19 protein-coding genes are annotated in these 18259 nt (G+C 63.5%); 14 read left to right on the top strand and 5 right to left on the bottom strand.

What is annotated here, in order from left to right:
* The first annotated feature begins 463 nt into the window (after positions 1 to 463).
* The 6 genes from CUJ91_RS28475 (at position 464) to CUJ91_RS28450 (ending at position 6851) form a co-directional block, all read left to right on the top strand.
* Positions 464 to 1396: a dihydrodipicolinate synthase family protein gene (locus tag CUJ91_RS28475; protein ID WP_114157708.1), complete on the top strand. Its 933-nt coding sequence runs from the start codon at positions 464 to 466 to the stop codon at positions 1394 to 1396.
* Positions 1397 to 1435: 39 nt separating this feature from the next.
* Positions 1436 to 2386, top strand: a complete 951-nt coding sequence (locus CUJ91_RS28470; protein ID WP_114157707.1) for an SMP-30/gluconolactonase/LRE family protein — start codon at positions 1436 to 1438, stop codon at positions 2384 to 2386.
* A gap of 288 nt (positions 2387 to 2674) precedes the next feature.
* On the top strand, positions 2675 to 3844 hold the full coding sequence (locus tag CUJ91_RS28465) for an extracellular solute-binding protein (RefSeq protein WP_107706924.1): 1170 nt from the start codon (positions 2675 to 2677) through the stop codon (positions 3842 to 3844).
* An 84-nt stretch (positions 3845 to 3928) separates the two neighbouring features.
* The gene (locus CUJ91_RS28460; RefSeq protein WP_114157706.1) at positions 3929 to 5014 is read left to right on the top strand and encodes an ABC transporter ATP-binding protein; all 1086 of its coding nucleotides are present in this window, start codon (positions 3929 to 3931) and stop codon (positions 5012 to 5014) included.
* A complete protein-coding gene (locus tag CUJ91_RS28455) occupies positions 5011 to 5916 on the top strand; it encodes an ABC transporter permease (protein ID WP_006049643.1) in 906 nt (301 codons plus the stop codon). The genes CUJ91_RS28460 and CUJ91_RS28455 overlap by 4 nt, the downstream gene beginning before the upstream one ends.
* Positions 5916 to 6851, top strand: a complete 936-nt coding sequence (locus CUJ91_RS28450; RefSeq protein WP_053859962.1) for an ABC transporter permease — start codon at positions 5916 to 5918, stop codon at positions 6849 to 6851. The genes CUJ91_RS28455 and CUJ91_RS28450 overlap by 1 nt, the downstream gene beginning before the upstream one ends.
* A 69-nt stretch (positions 6852 to 6920) precedes the next feature.
* On the opposite strand, the gene CUJ91_RS28445 is transcribed toward CUJ91_RS28450, so the two are convergent.
* Complete coding sequence (locus CUJ91_RS28445) at positions 6921 to 7526, bottom strand: short chain dehydrogenase (RefSeq protein WP_114157705.1); 606 nt, start codon at positions 7524 to 7526, stop codon at positions 6921 to 6923.
* A gap of 210 nt (positions 7527 to 7736) precedes the next feature.
* Positions 7737 to 8189 carry a DUF3005 domain-containing protein gene (locus CUJ91_RS28440; RefSeq protein ID WP_107706920.1) on the bottom strand — a complete coding sequence of 151 codons (453 nt, stop codon included), beginning with the start codon at positions 8187 to 8189 and terminating at the stop codon, positions 7737 to 7739.
* Positions 8190 to 8408: 219 nt separating this feature from the next.
* Between CUJ91_RS28440 and CUJ91_RS28435 the strand changes: the two genes are divergently transcribed.
* From CUJ91_RS28435 to CUJ91_RS28425, 3 genes are all read left to right on the top strand, one after another.
* A complete protein-coding gene (locus tag CUJ91_RS28435) occupies positions 8409 to 8642 on the top strand; it encodes a hypothetical protein (protein WP_006049639.1) in 234 nt (77 codons plus the stop codon).
* 123 nt (positions 8643 to 8765) lie between these two features.
* Positions 8766 to 9692, top strand: coding sequence for a serine O-acetyltransferase EpsC (epsC, locus tag CUJ91_RS28430; RefSeq protein WP_006049638.1), 927 nt, complete (start codon positions 8766 to 8768; stop codon positions 9690 to 9692).
* Positions 9692 to 10537, top strand: a complete 846-nt coding sequence (locus CUJ91_RS28425; protein ID WP_107706919.1) for an AraC family transcriptional regulator — start codon at positions 9692 to 9694, stop codon at positions 10535 to 10537. The genes epsC and CUJ91_RS28425 overlap by 1 nt, the downstream gene beginning before the upstream one ends.
* A 63-nt stretch (positions 10538 to 10600) precedes the next feature.
* On the opposite strand, the gene CUJ91_RS28420 is transcribed toward CUJ91_RS28425, so the two are convergent.
* Both CUJ91_RS28420 and CUJ91_RS28415 read right to left on the bottom strand, forming a co-directional pair.
* A complete protein-coding gene (locus CUJ91_RS28420; RefSeq protein WP_107706918.1) occupies positions 10601 to 11119 on the bottom strand; it encodes a metal-dependent hydrolase in 519 nt (172 codons plus the stop codon).
* Between the two features lie 170 nt (positions 11120 to 11289).
* A complete protein-coding gene (locus CUJ91_RS28415) occupies positions 11290 to 11721 on the bottom strand; it encodes a sugar ABC transporter ATPase (protein ID WP_374710168.1) in 432 nt (143 codons plus the stop codon).
* 342 nt (positions 11722 to 12063) lie between these two features.
* On the opposite strand from CUJ91_RS28415, the gene CUJ91_RS28410 reads away from it, so the two are divergent.
* The gene (locus tag CUJ91_RS28410; protein ID WP_029966850.1) at positions 12064 to 12621 is read left to right on the top strand and encodes an SH3 domain-containing protein; all 558 of its coding nucleotides are present in this window, start codon (positions 12064 to 12066) and stop codon (positions 12619 to 12621) included.
* 211 nt (positions 12622 to 12832) lie between these two features.
* The gene (locus tag CUJ91_RS28405) at positions 12833 to 14788 is read left to right on the top strand and encodes a PhoX family protein (protein ID WP_114157704.1); all 1956 of its coding nucleotides are present in this window, start codon (positions 12833 to 12835) and stop codon (positions 14786 to 14788) included.
* Between the two features lie 81 nt (positions 14789 to 14869).
* Here the strand turns inward: CUJ91_RS28405 and CUJ91_RS28400 are convergent, their stop codons facing one another.
* Entirely contained in the window at positions 14870 to 15328 is a 459-nt protein-coding gene (locus CUJ91_RS28400; protein ID WP_107706916.1) for a hypothetical protein, read from the bottom strand.
* Between the two features lie 344 nt (positions 15329 to 15672).
* Here CUJ91_RS28400 and CUJ91_RS28395 point away from each other — a divergent pair, with 344 nt between their 5' ends.
* Genes CUJ91_RS28395 through CUJ91_RS28385 form a run of 3 tightly spaced genes read left to right on the top strand, consistent with a single transcriptional unit; the run spans position 15673 to position 18253 of the window.
* Positions 15673 to 16374 (top strand): CDP-alcohol phosphatidyltransferase family protein, encoded by a 702-nt coding sequence (locus tag CUJ91_RS28395; RefSeq protein WP_029966842.1) that lies wholly within the window; start codon positions 15673 to 15675, stop codon positions 16372 to 16374.
* The gene (locus CUJ91_RS28390; protein WP_029966840.1) at positions 16371 to 17228 is read left to right on the top strand and encodes a HalD/BesD family halogenase; all 858 of its coding nucleotides are present in this window, start codon (positions 16371 to 16373) and stop codon (positions 17226 to 17228) included. Before CUJ91_RS28395 ends, CUJ91_RS28390 begins: the two co-directional genes overlap by 4 nt.
* A complete protein-coding gene (locus CUJ91_RS28385) occupies positions 17225 to 18253 on the top strand; it encodes a lysylphosphatidylglycerol synthase domain-containing protein (RefSeq protein ID WP_006049629.1) in 1029 nt (342 codons plus the stop codon). The genes CUJ91_RS28390 and CUJ91_RS28385 overlap by 4 nt, the downstream gene beginning before the upstream one ends.
* Positions 18254 to 18259 lie beyond the last annotated feature (6 nt).

Here is an 18259-nt window from a genome sequence, read left to right as displayed (position 1 = left end):
GCCCCGCACGAGACTGCCGGCATTAATCCGGGCTTTACCTCTGCATAATTGCTGCCCGCAGTAAATCCGCTCGTCGCGGATTGCAGGTTATGCGTCCTCTAGCCCCTATGCCGCCGCGAGCCGCACGCAGCAACGGTTTAGCGCTGAGCCGCCGGTTCGCGGCCTCATCCCCGCGCTGCGACGACTGCCAATCAAACGGGCAAAACGACCTCATTTGCCAAATCGCGGCTATTACTGCAATCACCGATTTGCGATGCAGTTTCGCTTCCTCACGCTATTCACGGTCCTCGCATGCATTGTCATATAAAAGGCGATGCGTTGCGTTTGGGCATTTCGCCGCGAACGCGAACCCTTCGCGCCCGCGCTGCTGCTCGCAAAGTTGTTTGACAACTTCTCGCAGCCGATGCTACCTTGGGAGCCTGTTTCCATTCCACTCCACTCCACTCGACTCCCGTCCCGTCTCATGAACGAATCCCCATTCGAAGACAGCGAACTCGCTGCGTCGGTCATGGCTGTGCCGCCTTTGGCGCGCCGCGCGGACCATGCACTCGACGCCGCTCAGAACGCCGCGCTGATCCGCCACATCGAGGCGGGCGGCGTGCGCACGCTGCTCTATGGCGGCAACGCCAATCTGTATCACGTCGCCGTGAGCGAATATCGCGACTTGCTGGATATGCTGTCCGAGAGCACGAGCGACGACACGCGCGTCATTCCGGCAATCGGCCCGGACTACGGAAAAATGCTTGATCAGGCGCGGATTCTCGCGCAGACCCGCTACCGCACGGCGATGGTGCTGCCGCTCGCGGGCTTCACGACGTCGGAGGGCGTCGAAGCGGGGCTGACGCGCATCGTCGATGCAGCCGGCATTCCGCTCACGCTGTACATCAAGAGCGAAGACTATGTGGAAGTCGAGACGCTCGCGCGGCTTGTCGAGCGTGACACATTGCTGGCGGTCAAGTATGCGATCGTCCGCAAGAATCCCGCTGACGATCCGTACCTGCGCCGGCTGCTCCAACATGTGCCGGCGAGCAAGATCGTATCGGGCATGGGCGAGCGCCCGGCGCTCGTGCATCTGCGCGAGTTCGGCCTCGCCGCATGGACGACGGGCTCCGGCTGCATTGCGCCGCGCATGGTGACCGCGTTGTTGCACGCGGCGAAGCGCGGCGACCATGACACCGCGCAGCGCCTGTACGACGCGTTCCTTCCGCTCGAAACCTTGCGCGACGACATCTCGCTGATCCGCGTGCTGCATGACGCGGTCACGTTCGCGCAGATCGCCGACATGGGGCCGCTGCTGCCGCTGCTCAGTTCGACACCACCCGAACATCATGCGAAGATCGCCGATGCCGCGCGCACGCTGCTCGCGCTCGAAAGAGAATACGAGCGCGCGCCGTGACCGCTCAATCCACGCTCAATCCATCCACGTAGAGACAGCATGACCGACAACAGCCGACGCTATCCCGATCCTTCCGTGCGCGTGTTCGATCCGCGCTTCAAGTCGCTGATCCTGGCGTCGGCGTCGGTCGAGTGCCTGTATCAGAGCGCGCGCTGGTCCGAGGGACCGGTCTGGTTCGGCGATGGCCGCTATCTGCTGTGGAGCGACATCCCCAACGACCGCATCTTGCGCTGGGACGAAACGAGCGGCGCGGTCAGCACGTTCCGCCAGTCGTCGAATAATGCGAACGGCCATACGCGCGACCGCCAAGGCCGGCTCGTGAGCTGCGAGCATCTGACGCGCCGCGTCACGCGCACCGAATACGACGGCTCGATCACCGTGCTGGCGGATCGTTATCGCGGCAAGCGTTTCAATTCGCCGAACGACGTGGTCGTCAAATCGGACGGCTCGATCTGGTTTAGCGATCCGACCTTCGGCATAGACGGCTTCTACGAAGGCGAGAAGCAGGAGTCGGAACTGCCGGCTTGCGTGTACCGCATCGACGGCCAGTCGGGCGAAGTGAGCGTGGTCGCCGACGACATACTCGGACCCAACGGCCTCGCGTTTTCGCCGGACGAGTCGTTGCTCTACATCGTCGAATCGCGCGGCGAGCCGCGCAAGATCCGTGCGTTCGACGTCGATGCCGATGCCGGCGGCAAGGGCGCGGCGCTCTCGAACAATCGCGTGCTGATCGATGCAGGCCCAGGCACGCCGGATGGTTTTCGCGTCGACATCCACGGGAACCTGTGGTGCGGTTGGGGCATGGGCACCGACGAACTCGACGGCGTGCGCATCTTCACGCCGCAAGGCGAGCCGATCGGCCACATTGCATTGCCGGAGCGTTGCGCGAACGTGTGCTTCGGCGGGCGTCATCGCAACCGGCTTTTCATGGCGGCGAGCCACGGGCTTTACTCGCTGTATGTGAACACGCAAGGCGCGCGCGGCGGCTGATGACAATCACAACGCCGCGCGCACGGTTTGCTCAGGAGGGCTAGTTGCCTGACAAACGCCCGCTGCCTCCATCCACAAACCAGCGGCTCGGGGTTTGCCCTCCTATACAACTTCGCCAAATCATTGACGGCAAAGGCCTTCGGGCCTTAGACAGCGAAATCCCGTGCTACGCGCCAGCAAGCACATTTGCTTGACATCGGCTGTTCCGCTTCGCTATGTTGCAAGGGTTGAAAGAGACGCTCGGGGCACTCGACCGGCGGACCTCATACCAAGAAGCGAGGAGACGCAATGACTGTTTCACACAGGTTGGCGCTCAGGCTGGTGTCGGTATGTTTCGCGGCGAGCGCCGCATTCGGGTCCGCCGCGTTTGCGGCCGATCCTGTCACGCTTAATATCGTCGACGTCGCCGGCGATCTTCAACTCACGCAAAAGGGCTTCGAGGCATTCAAGGCGAAGTACCCGAACCTCGTCGCCAATATCACCTACACGAACGCGCCCGCGCCGCAGTTGCCGGGCAAGATCAAGGCGATGCAGGGGGCCGGCCGCTCGGACATCGACCTCGTGCTGACCGGCACCGACGCGCTCGCGGCCGGCATCGAACAGAACCTGTGGACGAAGCTGCTGCCCGATAACGCCGCGCAGTTCCCCGGCGTGCTCGACAAGTACGCGCCCGGCCCGCGCAAGATGCAGGAGCTCGCGCAAGGCTTCGGCCTCGAAGTCGCGTATATGCCGGCCGGACCGCTACTCGAATACAACCCGGCCAAAGTCAGCGATCCGCCGAAAACGCCCGAGCAACTGCTGCAATGGTGCAAGGCTCACCCGGACAAACTTATCTACGCACGGCCCGCGAACTCGGGACCCGGCCGCACGTTTCTGATGGGCTTGCCCTATGTGCTCGGCGATAAAAATCCGCAGGACCCGATCAACGGCTGGGACAAGACCTGGGCTTTCCTCAAACAATTGAACGAGTGCATTCCGTACTATCCAGGCGGCACGTCGGCGGTCATGAAAGAACTCGGCGAGGGCACGCGCGACATGACGGTGACGGTGACGGGCTGGGACATCAACCCGCGCGCGCTCGGCATCGTGCCGGCCGAATTTCGCGTGCAGGCGTTCGACAACATGACGTGGGTGAACGACGCGCACTTCATGGTGATTCCAAAGGGCGTGCCGAAGGAAAAGCTCGAAGTTCTCTACAAGCTGATGAACTTCATGCTCGAGCCCGCGCAGCAGGCGTTGACTTACGACGACGGTTACTTCTATCCGGGACCGGCAATCAAGGGCGTTACCGAAGCACAAGCGCCCGCGCATAGCCAGGAAGTCCTGAAGAAGTACGGTCGGCCCGAGTACGCCAAGCTGCTCGCGGAACGTCCGCACGCGTTGCCGCTCAATGCAGCGGCGATGGTCGCGGCCTTCAAGAAGTGGGACACGGAAGTGGGTGCGCAAAAAACCAAATAGCCACGGCGGACAGCCCGCGCTTCCACTCATGCCAGTGCGATTCGCGCGCGACCCGTGACAGGTCGCGCGCATCAGGGAACCGCCATGAAGCATTACTTTGAACAGTTGCGGCTCGATTCGGTGAGCCGCAGTTTCACGAATGCGGAAGGCCAGTCGATCGCGGCGCTGCAAGGGCTCGATCTGGACATCCGGCGCGGCGAGTTCATCGCGTTGCTGGGACCGTCGGGCTGCGGCAAGTCGACGGCGCTCAACTGCATCGCCGGCTTGCAGCCGTTGAGCGGCGGTGGCATCTGGCTCGACGACAAACGTATCGACGTATTGCCGCCGGAAAAACGCGGCTTCGGCATGGTGTTTCAGAACTACGCGCTGTTTCCGCACATGAGCGTGCTCGACAACGTCGGCTTCGGTCTGAAGATGCGCGGCGTCGGCAAAAGCGAAATCATGCGGCGCGCGCGTGAGGCGCTGCAACTCGTGCAGCTCGTCGGCCACGAACGCAAGTTGCCGGGACAGCTTTCCGGCGGTCAGCAACAGCGCGTGGCGATTGCACGCGCCATCGTGATCGAGCCGCCGCTGATTCTGATGGACGAACCGCTTTCGAATCTCGACACGAAGCTGCGCATCGAAATGCGCGCGGAGATCCGGCGCATTCACAGTCAGCTCGAACGCGCGACGCTGTACGTCACGCACGATCAGGACGAAGCGCTTTCAATGGCTGATCGCATCGTCGTGATGAGAGAGGGCGTCGTGCAGCAGGTCGCGACGCCGAAAGAGGTGTACACGCGTCCGCGGAATCTGCATGTCGCGCGTTTCATGGGCTATCGCAATGTCGCCGAATTCACGCTCGAAGGCACGCAAGGCGAAGGCGTTCTGGTGAGCGCAGACGGCGTGCGTCTGATCGGCACGCCGATGGCCGGGTTCAACAGCAAGCGAGTGAGCGTCGCGCTGCGTCCGGAAGACATGGAGCGCGCGGCGCCTGGCGCAGACAACGCGTTCGACGCGTTGGTGACTGTCGTTGAATACGGCGGCAACAGTTCGCTGCTGCGCGTGAAGACCGCGTTCGGCGAATTATGGGCGCGCGTGGCCGGCGAATTCGAAGAGGGCGAGCGCATCAGCCTGCGCGTGCCGCCGTCGCGCACGCTCGTCTACGACGCCGAGGCGGCACAACCATGAATACGCCGACGTATCCCGCGCCCGTTCCGCCGACCGCGCCCACCGCTCGCGCAAGACAGCGCGACGGCAAGGCATGGCTTGTTACGCCTGCGCTGCTCGTCATCGTCGCGTTGTTCATCTATCCGTTCGCGTACGGCCTTGCGTTGTCGTTCCGGCCGATGAACGGCGGCAGTGCATGGGCCAACTATCTGACGTTCTTCACCGACACGTCGATGTGGCCGACCATCATCGTCACGCTGAAACTCGCGGTGCCGGCGACGCTGATCAACGTCGGCGTGTCGGTGCCGGTCGCGTTCGCATTGCGTCGGCATTCGCGTTATCAGAAGTTCGTGACGACGTTGCTGGTGATTCCGGTCACGCTCGGCACCGTGCTGATCGCCGACGGCATGCTCACCTACTTCGGACCCAACGGCTGGTTTCCGCAGGCGCTGCAGGGCCTGCATCTCTATACGCGCGAAGTGCGGCTCACGCATAACTTCTGGGGCGTGCTGATTTCGCTGATCGTGTCCGGCTTTCCGTTCGCGTTTCTGTTGACGCTCTCGTATGTGACCGGCATCGATCCGACGCTCGCGAGCGCCGCGGCCACGCTCGGCGCGAGTCCGTGGGAGCAGTTCCGCCGCATCTATTTGCCGCTCCTGATACCGGGCTTGACGATGGCCGCGTGTCTTTCGTTCGTGCAGGCGTTTTCGGTGTTTCCGTCGGCGGTGCTGCTGGGTGCGCCAGCGGGGCCGACGCGCGTGATGTCGATTGCCGCCGCCGAAGCCGCGTTCGAAAGCTACGACTATTCGCTTGCGTCGGCGATTGCGATGGTGATGGGCTTCGTGCAACTGCTCGTGGTCGTCGCGATGCTCGGCGCGCGCCGCCTGTCGTATAGCGGCCCGGCAACAGGAGGCAAAGGCTGATGACGAGCGAACATCGCGGCGCGCCGGGCTCGTGGTCGACGTCCACGTCCGCATCCACGCAGCAGGGCGACGACGCCCGCGAACCCCACAAGCGCGCGAAGCAGCGCGCGAGCGTGCCGGGCCGCGTGTGGCGTGTGATCGTGTGGGGCGCGATGGTGTTCTTCCTCGTCAACGTCGTGCTGCTGATCGCGACGGTGGCGGTCAACTCGATCGCGACGCGCTGGTTCGGCACCTTGCTGCCGCAAGGCTTCACGCTGCATTGGTATGCGCAGGCGTGGAGCGATTTTCAACTGGCGAGCGTGCTGTGGGTGACGGTCGAAGTAGTCGGCGCGGTCGTGCTGTTGTCAGTGCTGCTCGGCGTGCCCGCGGCCTATGCGCTTGCGCGCGTGCAGTTTCCCGGCAAGCGCCTCGCGATGCTGATATTCCTGTTGCCGCTGATGGTGCCGCCCGTCACCTATGGCATTCCGATGGCGACCGTGATGTACAAGGTCGGCCTCGCCGGCACGCTGAGCGGCGTGATACTCGCGAACCTCGTGCCCGCGCTGCCGTTCGTGATCCTCGTGATGACGCCATTCATCGAACAGATCGATCCGAATCTGGAAGCGGCGGCGCGCATCTTCGGCGCCAACACATTCCGCTATTTCCGCTACGTGCTGCTGCCGCTGCTCGTGCCCGGCATGCTCGCCGCCGCGCTGCTCGTGCTGGTGCGGACCATCGGCATGTTCGAGCTGACGTTTTTCACTGCCGGACCCGCGACGCAAACGCTCGTGGTCGCGTTGTACTACGCGGTGTTTTCAACGGGCGTGCGCGCGCCGCAATCCATCGACGCGATGGCGATGATCTACATGGCGATCACGCTGATCTGGGTGTTGATCGCGCTGCAGTTCGTGAGCCCGACGCAGATCGTCTCGCGCGTGAAGGAGCAGAAGCATTGAGCGGAGCCGCGCATCGCGCGCGGCTCGCATGCAGACTCAAACGTTCTAAAGCGGTCTCAAGCGCGAGGCTTACTCACCGACGCGATAAACGCGCCCTGTCTGCGCGCCTTCCACGCTGCGCAGATACCCTTGCGCGGCGCGTTGCGCGGTGACCGGCTCGAAGCCGCGGAAGTACGGCGCATAGCTTTCCATCGATTCGCTCAGCACTGTCGGGCTCACAACGTTGATGCGGATGCCGCGCGGCAGTTCGATCGCCGCGCCTCGCACGAAACCTTCCAGCGCGAGATTGACGGTCGTCGCATTCGCGCCTTCGCGGATCGGCTCGTCGGCGAGAATGCCGCTCGTCAGCGTGAACGAGCCGCCGTCGTTCACATAGTTCTGCCCTGCGAGCACGACGTTGATCTGTCCCATCAGCTTGTCGCGCAGGCCGACCCAGAACTGCTCGCTCGTCATTTGCGGCAGCGGTCCGAAATGCACTTTGCCGATGGCCGTGACCACGCCATCCACCTTGCCGATCTCGCGAAAGAGCCGCTCGACGCTCGCAGGGTCCGTGCTGTCCACCTGATACTGGCCGCGCGTCGCGCCCACTTCGATGACTTCATGCCGAGCCTTCAGCTCCGCGCTCACTGCCTGGCCGAGTGTGCCGGTGGCGCCGATCACGAGGATCTTTTTCATTTACCGCTCCGTCGAGTTGATGTGCGCCGATTGTGCACCGGGCCGCATGGCAGAAAAACGCCCGGCGGCGAGCAGGTCTCGCAACCACCGGTTCGTAATCGAAGACATCCGATAAAAAACGCGCATTGCTATTTAAACGGCGTGCGCGCTGTTATCTCCGGACCGCTCGGCTTCATCGCCGTGATTCAAACACGCGCCCAAACCACATGATTATCTAACTCGATGTATTTCGATCACGCGCGTAGGCCGCAAATGATTAAGGGCATAATGGATGCGGCCGCGTTCACCGCGATTCTCGCCCGCACGCGAATAGTCGAAGAGATCCTCTGCGGAATGGATTCCCTGCGGCTCGACCATGCCTTTGTCGACGACGGTATAGCCAGGCTCGAGCGCAAGCAGCAGATGATTGCCGCCGACCCGGCTGTCGAATCCCGCCATGCCGTCGAGCGCTTCCGCCACGCTGTTGACGAGCGTCGCGTTGCTGGTCGTGATTTCGTCGACGGCAATGGGGCTTTGACCCGCAATGCGCGCGGCTTCGTGGTTCTTGCCGTCGGTGTCCACGGTGCTGTCGTGCGTGCGGTCGTTATACAGTTCCGCGCTGCATGAGTGGCTTTTGACGGTTGCTTTGGGCGCGTCTGCGGAATTGTCGATAGTGCTGTTCATATGCATTCTCCTTTCAGGAAGTGTGGTCCCCGAGAGCAAGGTCCGTTCCTTTTGCAGGGCGATTGCGTTCGCGCGTCTTTCGTTTTTTTTAATGAACGCGCATTTTCTACAGAGTATGATCATACTCCGGCGTGGAATTGCTGCCGCTGTTTGCAAACGCGGCGCGATGAACGCGGGCTTACTTAAAACATTCTACGGGGCCGTCAGGGCGGGTGACATATGCACTTTGATGCTGCATTCACACATCGCGGCTATTTGTTAAATTGCGCACCGGCGCGCGCCGGCGATGGCAAGTGGCAGCCTTACGTGGTCATCTCGCGCTCGAGCGACGGCGAGCTCGTCGCCAACCGTTTTTTTCCAACCGACCTTTGCTTCCCCGACGAAGCGACGGCCATCGCCCATGCGCGCGATTGGGCCGTGCGCTGGATCGACGCGAGCAGCGTGACCATCTGAGCGGGCAGTTGCGCCTGGACTTGCATTCGCGCTTCGCGCAATGCTGCGCGAGCCCGCGCAAAACGCGGTAATCTCTCGGGACAATCACTCCATACCGTGCTCGCCGCACGGCGCTGTCCGTTTATGCCTAATGTGCCTTCCCAGAACTGGGGCCTCGAACAGATCGTCGCGGACTTGCGCGCGTCGCGTGAAGAACTGCATCGCACGCGGCATCCGCTCGGCATTCGCGAGTTGCCGTCACGCGAAGCGGTGGTCGGCATCGTCGCCGGCTTGCGTGCCGCGCTGTTTCCCACGCACTATGGCGCGCCCGATCTGACTGACGAAACCGTCGACTACTACGTCGGCCATACGTTAGAAAGCACCTTGCGTTTGCTCGCCGAACAGATTCGCCGTGCGCTGCGATTTCTGCCGGAACACGCGCAAACGCCGGAGGCCGAGTTGCGCGAGCGCGCCTTCGAAGTGGCTCGCCAGTTCGGCACGCAGTTGCCGGGCATTCGCGCGCTGCTTGTCAGCGACATTCAGGCCGCGTTCACCGGCGACCCGGCCGCGCAGCACATCACCGAAATTCTGCTTTGCTATCCGGGCGTATGGGCGATGACGCATCATCGTCTCGCGCATGCGCTGCATCGTCTCGGCGTGCCGTTGCTCGCGCGCTTCATCAACGAGATCGCGCACTCCGCGACCGGCATCGACATTCACCCAGGCGCGACGATCGGCCCGAGTTTTTTCATCGACCACGGCACGGGCGTCGTGATCGGCGAAACGGCGATCATCGGCGAGCACGTGCGCGTGTACCAGGCGGTGACGCTCGGTGCGAAGAGCTTTGCCGCCGATGTCGACGGCACGCTCATCAAAGGCAATGCGCGGCATCCTATCGTCGAGGACCACGTCGTGATCTACGCCGGCGCGACCATTCTCGGACGCGTGACGATCGGGCGCGGCTCGGTGATCGGCGGCAATGTGTGGCTCACGCATAGCGTGCCGCCCGGCAGCAGCGTCTCGCAAGGCAAGGTGCGCGAAGGCGAGCGCGGCGACGAAGGGCGGCGCTGATGCCCGCGCGCGACGGGACGCGTGGCCGCGTCCACATGCCCCGTTGCGCGATTGCCGGCGTCGAGGCGACCGTCGCCGAAACCGCGCGCGCGTTTCCGCGACATTCGCATGACCGGTTCGGCGTGGGCGTGATCGTCAGCGGTGGACATAAGTCGGCGAGCGGCCGCGGTCCCGTCGAAGCGCGCATGAACGACGCGATCATGGTCAACCCCGGCGAAGTGCACGACGGCAGTCCGCTCGACGAGCGCGGCCGCGCGTGGCACATGCTGTATTTCGAGCCGTCGATGCTCGTCAGCGCCGCAGCCGAACTGAACGCGACCGAAGCCCGCGAGGTCGAGCTCACGCAGCCGGTCGCGCACGATCCGCTACTCAAGCATTTGTTCGAACGATTGTTTGCGATGGCCGTGCAGCCTTCCGCGCGTGACGATCTCGCGTGTGAACAGGCGCTGGTCGAGTTGGTCGCGCATTTGCTGTCCGCGCATGCAACGTGTCGGGCAACCGGTCATGCGCGTATGTTGGGCACGAGTTCGGTTGCGACTATCGCGCACGCGAAAGCACGCATCGACGACGACCCCGCCGCGCCGCTCACACTCGCCGATCTCGCCGATGAAGCGGGCATTAGCCGCTTTCAGTTACTGCGAGCTTTCGCGCACGAAACGGGCTTGCCGCCGCACGCGTACCGGATGCAACGGCGCGTGGTGCTGGCGCGGCAATTGATAGCGCGCGGCGTATCGCTTGCCGACGCGGCGGCTGCGGCCGGCTTCGCCGATCAGAGTCACATGACGCGGGCTTTCGTGCGCCTGCTCGGTGTTACGCCGGCCAACTATGCTGCAGCGATGCGTTAAACAGCGTGGGGGGACGCGTGAGCCGAGCGGCGCTTCGATGCGCGTTCGGCATGAAGCCCGCCGCTAGAACCGCAAATGCTTCAGCACGTCGAGTTCGCGCATGCCGGGCAGCCCCACATGCCGACCGATAAACCAGGCCGCGGCCCATGAAGCGGCGACCACGATCAGATCGCAATGTCCGCTATTCCATAGGTTCAACGAATGCCGTCCGGCGATCCACGGTACGCCGAGCGGGTTCGGCCAGTCGGCGAGCAGATGCATCAGTCCGCCGCATGCGAAGCCGAAGGCTGCGGCCGCATAGATGGAGTGCCCGAGCTGGAAGTATGAAACCGCGAGCGATGCGATCCAGCCGATGCCCCAGTGCGTCAACGTACGGTGCGTGATCCACAGCTTGCGTTTGCGCGACCACCAGGCGACTTCGAGCCAGTCGGGCGCCGTGCTTCCCGCGACGCCCGCGATAAAGCTCATCAGTACGCCGAGATAAAACAGGCCGTCGTGGCCGCCGCCCGTGTGCATGACGAGCGCCGCGGCAATGGCGCCGGCCGCGAAACCGGTTGCATGATGTGCGTTGCTGGATGCCATCGGAATGAGTGGCGCGCCGCGCCGCGTGAAGAAGAAGGGGCGGCTATGTTCGCAGATGCCCGCCCAAAAAAATAGCCGGGACGCCGAACTAAAAGTTCATCTCCCGGCATGGCGCGTGAAGCGCGAGTCATGCGCGCATCACATGAGAACGAGCATGCCTCGCACAAACCTCACGTCGCGCATCGCGCAATGTTAAAGCGCATTTCCGGTTCCGGCGGATCGTCGGGCGCATTGGCCGGATGCATCACCTTGATGACGGAGCCGGCGTTCGACGGCGTCAGCGTGACGAAGTACGAATTGTTCGAGTCGGAGCCGACTGCGATTTCGGTCGCGGTGCCGACGCGCGACAGACGCACTCGCGACAAACGGCTTTCCAGGCAACTCGCGACGTACGCGGGCGCGCGCTGCGAGGACACATAGATCATGGGCTGCGACGGGTCGCGCGCGGAAGGTCCGCTGGACGAGCCGCAAGCCGCGAGTGTCGCAATGACAGCGGTGGTGGAAGCGAGCAGAAAGATTCGTTTCATGTCGATGTCGTCGGCGTCCGTGGTCGGGCGCGGGAACTTGGGGGCGGGCGAAGCATGACGTGCGCCGTGCACCAATCAATGCGCTTGCTAATGCAGCGGCCAACGCAATGCACGCTTCGCGACAAAGCCGCTCTTCGTCGGTTTGACAATCGTGCTGCAAGCACGATTTCAATCGCGAGCAAGAAGCGGACGCCCGAGTATACCCAGCACGCATTCGCGCCGTCACTTCCGTTACAAGCTGATACGTCGCTGCGTTTTTGAGCGGCTTTTATAGAGGCTTTGCAAGCGGCCGCGCACATCGCCAGATGCCCGCTTCGACTTGTCCGTTCGTCATAGTGCGGCGTTCCGCGCGCTCAAGGCAGGTAGAATTGCAGGCTCGACATGTGTACTAGTCCAGCGAAAGTGAGTGAACCTGCAATGACCGACCCCAACCTTCCATCGTCCGATCCTGCTCTTTCCACGACGGAAGGCTCGTCCGCACCGGACGCCGCGCAACTCGAAGGCGAGCTGGACGTGGTCCACGAAGACCGTCTTTGGCGCGACGACGGCTGGACCGCGCGCGTCATCAAGAACGAAGACGACGAAGGCTGGGCCGTCGCAATGATCAAGGACGGCGAAGCGGAACCCGCGCTCGTCGGCCCGTGGACGATGGGCCGCAACAAGAAAGACCCAAAGCCGCTCGACACCGGCGCATTCAACACGCTCGTCAAAACCGCGTCGGAAGTATTGCGCCGTCATGAGCAGCAGTTGCGCGCGCAGCTTCACAAGGCCGTACGTGTGCCGAGCGCGGACGGCAACGACGAGCTCGACATCACGCTCGACATCGTGCCCGACGAAGACGAGCCGTACGCGCTGCTGACCGCGCTCGACACCTTCGGCGAGCAGCTCGCGCAAGTGCAGGTCGCGCCGAATTTCAAGCTGAGCAAGGCGAGCGCTTCGGCGTGGGTCGAAAACGAATTCCGCCGTCCTGGCTGAAAATCCCGCTCGCAAAGGAATGAGCAGCGCAGGGCAAGGAATGAGCAGCGCAGGGTAGGCGCCGCAAGTATTACCAACGGCTGTCAATATACTTTCACATTCGCTTCATAGAATCCTCGCGTCATAGCGGCGCGAGCGTGAACCATGGTTTCGATCCGGGTCGTGCCGGCTGTGAGTCAACCCACGCCACCACAACCAGGATTACGACAACATGGCAGAGCCGTTCGATCTCTCCCGCCGCAAGGCCCTGAAACTGTTTGCCGGTGTACCGATGCTGCCGTTAGGCGGCCTCGCCACCGCGTCCATGTTGAGCGCCTGCGGAGGCAGCAGCAACGATCTCGCGACGACAGTCAAACCGGTTGCCAGCTTCGTGTCGGCGGCTTTCGGTTCGATGGCCGCGCCGACGCTGGCCGACCCCGCGGCGATGGCAAAGACCACGGTCGCCTCCACGCTGACGGTGCAGTTGAGCGACGGCAGCAGCCGCGCGTTCAAGCTGTCGTATCAGCCGTTTTTCATCACCGGCGACATGGTGCCGAACATTCAGGGCGGGACGATTCTCGCGGGCGGCTACGTCGACATCAACAATCAGCCGATCGTCGATCAATCCGTGGCCGGCAAGGAGCGCCAGTTCTATTCCGATTGCCCGGACGGCAGCTCGCTGATTCGCCTCGACAATCCCACGGTCAAGGGCATCAAGGGCAAGGCGGTGTTCGCTGTCGTCCAATTCGAATACGCCACGCGCGATCAGAGTCTCGTGTCGATGTACGGCCAGTTGCCGTCGCCGATTGCCGTGCTCACGCTCGACCAGGACCAGGCGACCGGCAAGCTCACGCTGGTCGGCTATCACAACGTGGATACGTCGAAGGTGCATGGCTTGTGGATCACGTGCGGCGCAAGCCTGTCGCCGTGGAATACGCATTTGTCGAGCGAAGAGTACGAGCCGGACGCGGCGACGATCTCTTCCAATAGCCAGTTCAAGGGCTTTAGCCGCAACCTGTACGGCAGCGACACCGCGGCGAATCCGTATCACTACGGCCATCTGCCTGAAGTGACCGTGAATCCCGACGGCACCGGCAGCATCAAGAAACATTACTGCCTCGGCCGCATCTCGCACGAACTGGTTCAGGTGATGCCGGACAAGCGCACCGTGCTGATGGGCGACGACGCCACCAACGGCGGCCTCTTCATGTTCATCGCGGACCGCGAAGCGGACCTGTCGGCGGGCACGCTGTACGTCGCCAAATGGACGCAGGTGTCGTCGAGCGGGGCGGGCGCGGCGACGCTGTCGTGGATCAACCTCGGCCACGCGACGAGCGCCGAAATTGAGGCACTCGCGAACACGCTGACCGCGGCCGACATCATGGACGTCAAGACCGCCGATCCCGCCGACGCGTCGTACACGAAGATCAATTTCAACGGCACGTTCAACTGGATTCGCGTGAAGCCGGGCATGAACAAGGCCGCGACTTTCCTGGAGACGCATCGCTACGCGGCGCTTGCCGGCGCGAGCATGGGCTTCACGAAGCTCGAAGGGACGACCGTCAATATCAAGGACAAGGTGCTGTATTCGGCGATGTCGCGTATCGAGAAGTCGATGGTGCGCGGCAATGCGGCATCGACGGATGTCGCGGTCGACAAAACCATCAGCGCCGGCGCGGTCTACGCGCTGAACATGAAGGGCGGCCAGCTCGATCGCAGCGGCGGCGCGATCAATAGCGAATGGGTGCCGGTCGACATGGCGGCGCCCGCCGCACTCGTCGGCGAGGATCTCTCCACGGCGGACGCGCTCGGCAACACCGCGAATCCCGAGCGCATCGCAAACCCGGACAACCTCAAATTTTCGGAGAAGCTGCGCACGCTGTTCATCGGCGAGGACAGCGGCATGCACGTGAACAACTTCCTGTGGGCGTACAACGTCGACACGAAGACGCTCTCGCGCGTGCTGTCATGTCCGGCCGGCGCGGAATCGACAGGCCTGCACGCGGTCGATGAAATCAACGGCTGGACCTACGTGATGAGCAACTTCCAGCACGTCGGCGATTGGGAAAGTCCGCTGCACGACAAGGTCAAAGCGACGCTCGATCCGCTCGTGCGCGCCAACTATAAGGACCGCTTCGGCGCGACGGTCGGCTATCTGACGGCCGATCCGACGTCGATCAAGCTGTAACTCTCGCACCCGAGGCGGCGCGTGCCTGCATCGAATCGCCCATGCGCGGGGCGCCCATGCGCGGGGCGCCCATGCGCCGCCTCAGCTCCGCTTGCAGAAGATCGCCGTGATGAGCGGCGCCACGCGGTGCACGATCGCCGTCCCGCCGGCCGACGTCACCGCGTTCTTCACCTTCGATTCGCTCCCGAACACGACCACGCCATAGGCCGAGCGCGCGACCGGCTCGCCGTCTCCCACGCGGAACATCGGGTCGTCCTTTTCGTAGCCGACCACCGCGAAAACGTGAAATCCGAATGCGCTGAGGTCTGCGCCTTGCGCGGGAGAGAATGCGTTGATCGAATTGCTTTCGACCCGCGTCGGTTTCGGATCGATCAGTTGCTGCCCGGCCAGATCGGCGATGAACTGATGGCCGGTTTCATTGCAGGCGAGCGGCGCGTCGAGCGCGGCGGCATACACGGCGAGCGGCAGCGCGCCGGCCGCGATAGCGAGGACGGCACGGCATAAGGCACGCGATACGGAAGAAGAAAAAAAGCGTTTCATGGCACGGACGGCGGCATAGTCGATCTGGCGCGATGTAGTGTCGATATAGTGTCGATGTAGCGTGTCTACAACGCGCGGCGCGGCGATAAACTCAGAGCAGGCAGCTCGCGAAGACGTTGCGCATTGGTGCGATCGCGCGAGGCCGGCCCAGCAGGACTCGCACTTTATCGCGGTTCGGCAAATCCTGCTTCATTCGCTGTAGGTGACAAATCATCGCAAGTCGTCGGCAAAGCATTAGCAAATTACCGGCAAACGGTTAGCAAACGATTAGCGAGCCCGATAAACCGCAAAGAAACTGACGCGAAGAAAGCAATCTTTCGCGATCCCGTATATATTTCCGGGTTATGAATTCAACACCGCACACTCCAATTAATGTGCCGCCGCCCAAGACCTGGGACGCGCGGCTGGCCCGCCGGCTCGTGACTCCGCTCGTGAACACGCGTGTTTCGCCCAATCATCTGACTACGCTGCGTCTGTTGATCGGCGTCGCAGGCGCGCTGTGCCTCGCGCGCGGCGGCTTCGCATGGGCCAATGCGGGCGCGGTGCTGATCGTGCTCTCAAACTTTGTCGATCACACCGACGGCGAGCTTGCGCGCATCAGCGGCAAGACGAGCCGGATCGGTCATTTTTACGACCTGGCTTCGGACGCGCTCGTCACCGTCATGCTGTTCATGGGCATGGGTATCGGCGCAGGCGCGTCGAATCTCGGCGGCTTCACCGTGGATGCCGGCTGGCTTGGCGCCGTCGCGGGCGTCGCGGTCGCGCTGATTTTCTTTCTGCGCATGCGTATCGAGGAAATGGCGGGCAAGGCGGGCACGAAGCAGGCGGCCGTCGGCGGCTTCGAGACCGAAGACGTACTGTATCTGCTGCCCATCGTCACGTTGACGAGTGTGACGATGCCGTTCGTCGTCGCCGCGTCGATCGGCGCGCCGCTCTTCGCGGTGTGGGTCATGATCGACTACTGGCGCGTGGTGCGCCGCACGGCGCAGCCGTCCGCGGCGGCTGCGGCTGCCACCGAAACGACTCAGGCGTGGGCAGGCAAATGAGTACACACGCCGAAGACGACGTGAGCGCATCGATTCCCGAACAACACGCCGCGGCTGCGCTGGACATAGCCCCGGCAGTTCCCGCAGCCCCGGCAGCGCCGGACGCCGACCGTGCCGTCGCGAGCCGCACGCGCGCATTCGACACTCCGCGGCTGCGCAAGGACTTCGCCGATCAGGGCGCGTTCCTCTACATGGAGGACTTCCTCGCGCCCGAAGTCACCGCGCAGCTCGTACACAGCGCGCGTGCGCTGCTCGACGAAGTCAACCGCAACTATCTGCCGGGCCACAAGCAGGGCGGCAGCGTGAGCCGTCATACGATCGACCGCCTCGCGCCGTTCATCGCCGAGCTGTATCGCTCGAAAGAGCTGATCGGCTGGCTCGAACAACTGAGCGGCGACAAGCTGCAAGTGTCGCCGGCCGACGATCCGCACGCCTACGCGCTGTATTACTACACGCGGCCTGGCGATCACATCGGCTGGCACTACGACACTTCGTACTACGACGGCCGCCGCTACACGTTGCTGCTCGGCGTGATCGACGAATCGTCGTGCCGGCTCGACTATGAATTGCATACGCGCAATCCCGATGTGCCGGACCAACCCGGCTCAGTGCAAATTCCGCCGGGCGGCCTGGTGTTTTTCGACGGCGACAAGCTGCGCCATCGCATCACGCCGGCCGGCCCGAACGAAATGCGCGTATCGCTCACGTTTGAATACGTCACGGACCCGAACATGCGTCCGTGGCGCCGTTTGATTTCCAACATGAAAGACGCGATTGCTTATTTCGGCTTCCGCCAGGTGTTTCGTCAAATGACTCAGGCGAATACCCGCGGTACTCGCAAGGACCGCGCATGACTCGCGCGGCCCTGATTCTGCTGTCGATCGGGACGGCGCTGTTTGTCGGCCTGCTCGCATGGCAGGGTTTCGGCTCGGTCGCCTCGACGCTGCTCGCGGCCGGCTGGGGGCTCGCGCTCGTCGCGGCGTTTCACGTCGTGCCGCTCGCACTCGACGCGGTCGCGATCTCCGTCCTGTTGCCGCGCGGCCGCGAGCGGGCGCCTCACCCGCAGCAGCATCTTGCAGTGCGCGACGCGCTGTTCGCCCGCTGGATCGGCGAATCCGTGAACAGCCTGCTGCCGGCCGGCCAGATCGGCGGGCCTGTGGTGATGGTGCGGCAACTGTCGCAGCGCGGCATGCGCATGCGCGACGCGGCCGCGGCCATCACGGTTAGCACGACGGCCCAGGCGCTCGCGCAAATCATCTTCGCGCTGTTCGGGCTGCTGACGTTCGGCGCCTATGCCGCGCACGGCGCGCTGCACGACCTGCAAACCGCGACGTGGATCGCAACGGCGGTGCTCGGCGGCATGATCGTCGGTTTTTACTATGCGCAGCGGCGCGGGCTGTTCGGCCGGCTGCTCGGCGTATTGTCGAAAGTGTTCGGCAAGCGCGACTGGTCCGGGCTGATGAACCGCGCCGAAGCCGTCGACGCCGCCGTGCAGGCCATGTACCGCGAGCGCGGCCGGGTCGCGGCGAGCTTCGCGCTCAGCCTCGCCGGCTGGATCGTCGGCACGGTGGAAGTGTGGCTCGCGCTGCGCTTTCTCGGCCATCCCGTCGACTGGGTCGACGCGCTGCTGCTCGAAAGCCTGGGCCAGGCGATTCGCGGCGCGGCTTTCATGATTCCGGGCTCGCTCGGCGTGCAGGAAGGCGGTTATCTGCTGCTCGCGCCGCTGGTCGGCTTGCCGCCCGACGCGGCGCTCGCGCTCTCGCTGACCAAGCGCGCGCGCGAAATCCTGCTAGGCTTGCCGGGTCTGCTGGTTTTGCACTTCAGCGAAAGAAGCTGGCAAAGGCGGCGTGCCCTTGGGCGCGTTCCCGCTGTCGATTAAACTCCG

This window comes from Paraburkholderia graminis (genome assembly GCF_003330785.1).
GTDB lineage: Bacteria > Pseudomonadota > Gammaproteobacteria > Burkholderiales > Burkholderiaceae > Paraburkholderia > Paraburkholderia graminis.
The sequence above is the reverse complement of the archived record's forward strand: the minus strand, read 5'-3'. Positions and strand labels throughout refer to the sequence as shown.

Coding starts and splice junctions, on each gene's coding strand:
- CUJ91_RS28475 (WP_114157708.1), top strand. CDS start 464: ATGAACGAATCCCCATTCGAAGACAGCGAACTCGCTGCGTCGGTCATG.
- CUJ91_RS28470 (WP_114157707.1), top strand. CDS start 1,436: ATGACCGACAACAGCCGACGCTATCCCGATCCTTCCGTGCGCGTGTTC.
- CUJ91_RS28465 (WP_107706924.1), top strand. CDS start 2,675: ATGACTGTTTCACACAGGTTGGCGCTCAGGCTGGTGTCGGTATGTTTC.
- CUJ91_RS28460 (WP_114157706.1), top strand. CDS start 3,929: ATGAAGCATTACTTTGAACAGTTGCGGCTCGATTCGGTGAGCCGCAGT.
- CUJ91_RS28455 (WP_006049643.1), top strand. CDS start 5,011: ATGAATACGCCGACGTATCCCGCGCCCGTTCCGCCGACCGCGCCCACC.
- CUJ91_RS28450 (WP_053859962.1), top strand. CDS start 5,916: ATGACGAGCGAACATCGCGGCGCGCCGGGCTCGTGGTCGACGTCCACG.
- CUJ91_RS28445 (WP_114157705.1), bottom strand. CDS start 7,526: ATGAAAAAGATCCTCGTGATCGGCGCCACCGGCACACTCGGCCAGGCA.
- CUJ91_RS28440 (WP_107706920.1), bottom strand. CDS start 8,189: ATGAACAGCACTATCGACAATTCCGCAGACGCGCCCAAAGCAACCGTC.
- CUJ91_RS28435 (WP_006049639.1), top strand. CDS start 8,409: ATGCACTTTGATGCTGCATTCACACATCGCGGCTATTTGTTAAATTGC.
- epsC (WP_006049638.1), top strand. CDS start 8,766: ATGCCTAATGTGCCTTCCCAGAACTGGGGCCTCGAACAGATCGTCGCG.
- CUJ91_RS28425 (WP_107706919.1), top strand. CDS start 9,692: ATGCCCGCGCGCGACGGGACGCGTGGCCGCGTCCACATGCCCCGTTGC.
- CUJ91_RS28420 (WP_107706918.1), bottom strand. CDS start 11,119: ATGGCATCCAGCAACGCACATCATGCAACCGGTTTCGCGGCCGGCGCC.
- CUJ91_RS28410 (WP_029966850.1), top strand. CDS start 12,064: ATGACCGACCCCAACCTTCCATCGTCCGATCCTGCTCTTTCCACGACG.
- CUJ91_RS28405 (WP_114157704.1), top strand. CDS start 12,833: ATGGCAGAGCCGTTCGATCTCTCCCGCCGCAAGGCCCTGAAACTGTTT.
- CUJ91_RS28400 (WP_107706916.1), bottom strand. CDS start 15,328: ATGAAACGCTTTTTTTCTTCTTCCGTATCGCGTGCCTTATGCCGTGCC.
- CUJ91_RS28395 (WP_029966842.1), top strand. CDS start 15,673: ATGAATTCAACACCGCACACTCCAATTAATGTGCCGCCGCCCAAGACC.
- CUJ91_RS28390 (WP_029966840.1), top strand. CDS start 16,371: ATGAGTACACACGCCGAAGACGACGTGAGCGCATCGATTCCCGAACAA.
- CUJ91_RS28385 (WP_006049629.1), top strand. CDS start 17,225: ATGACTCGCGCGGCCCTGATTCTGCTGTCGATCGGGACGGCGCTGTTT.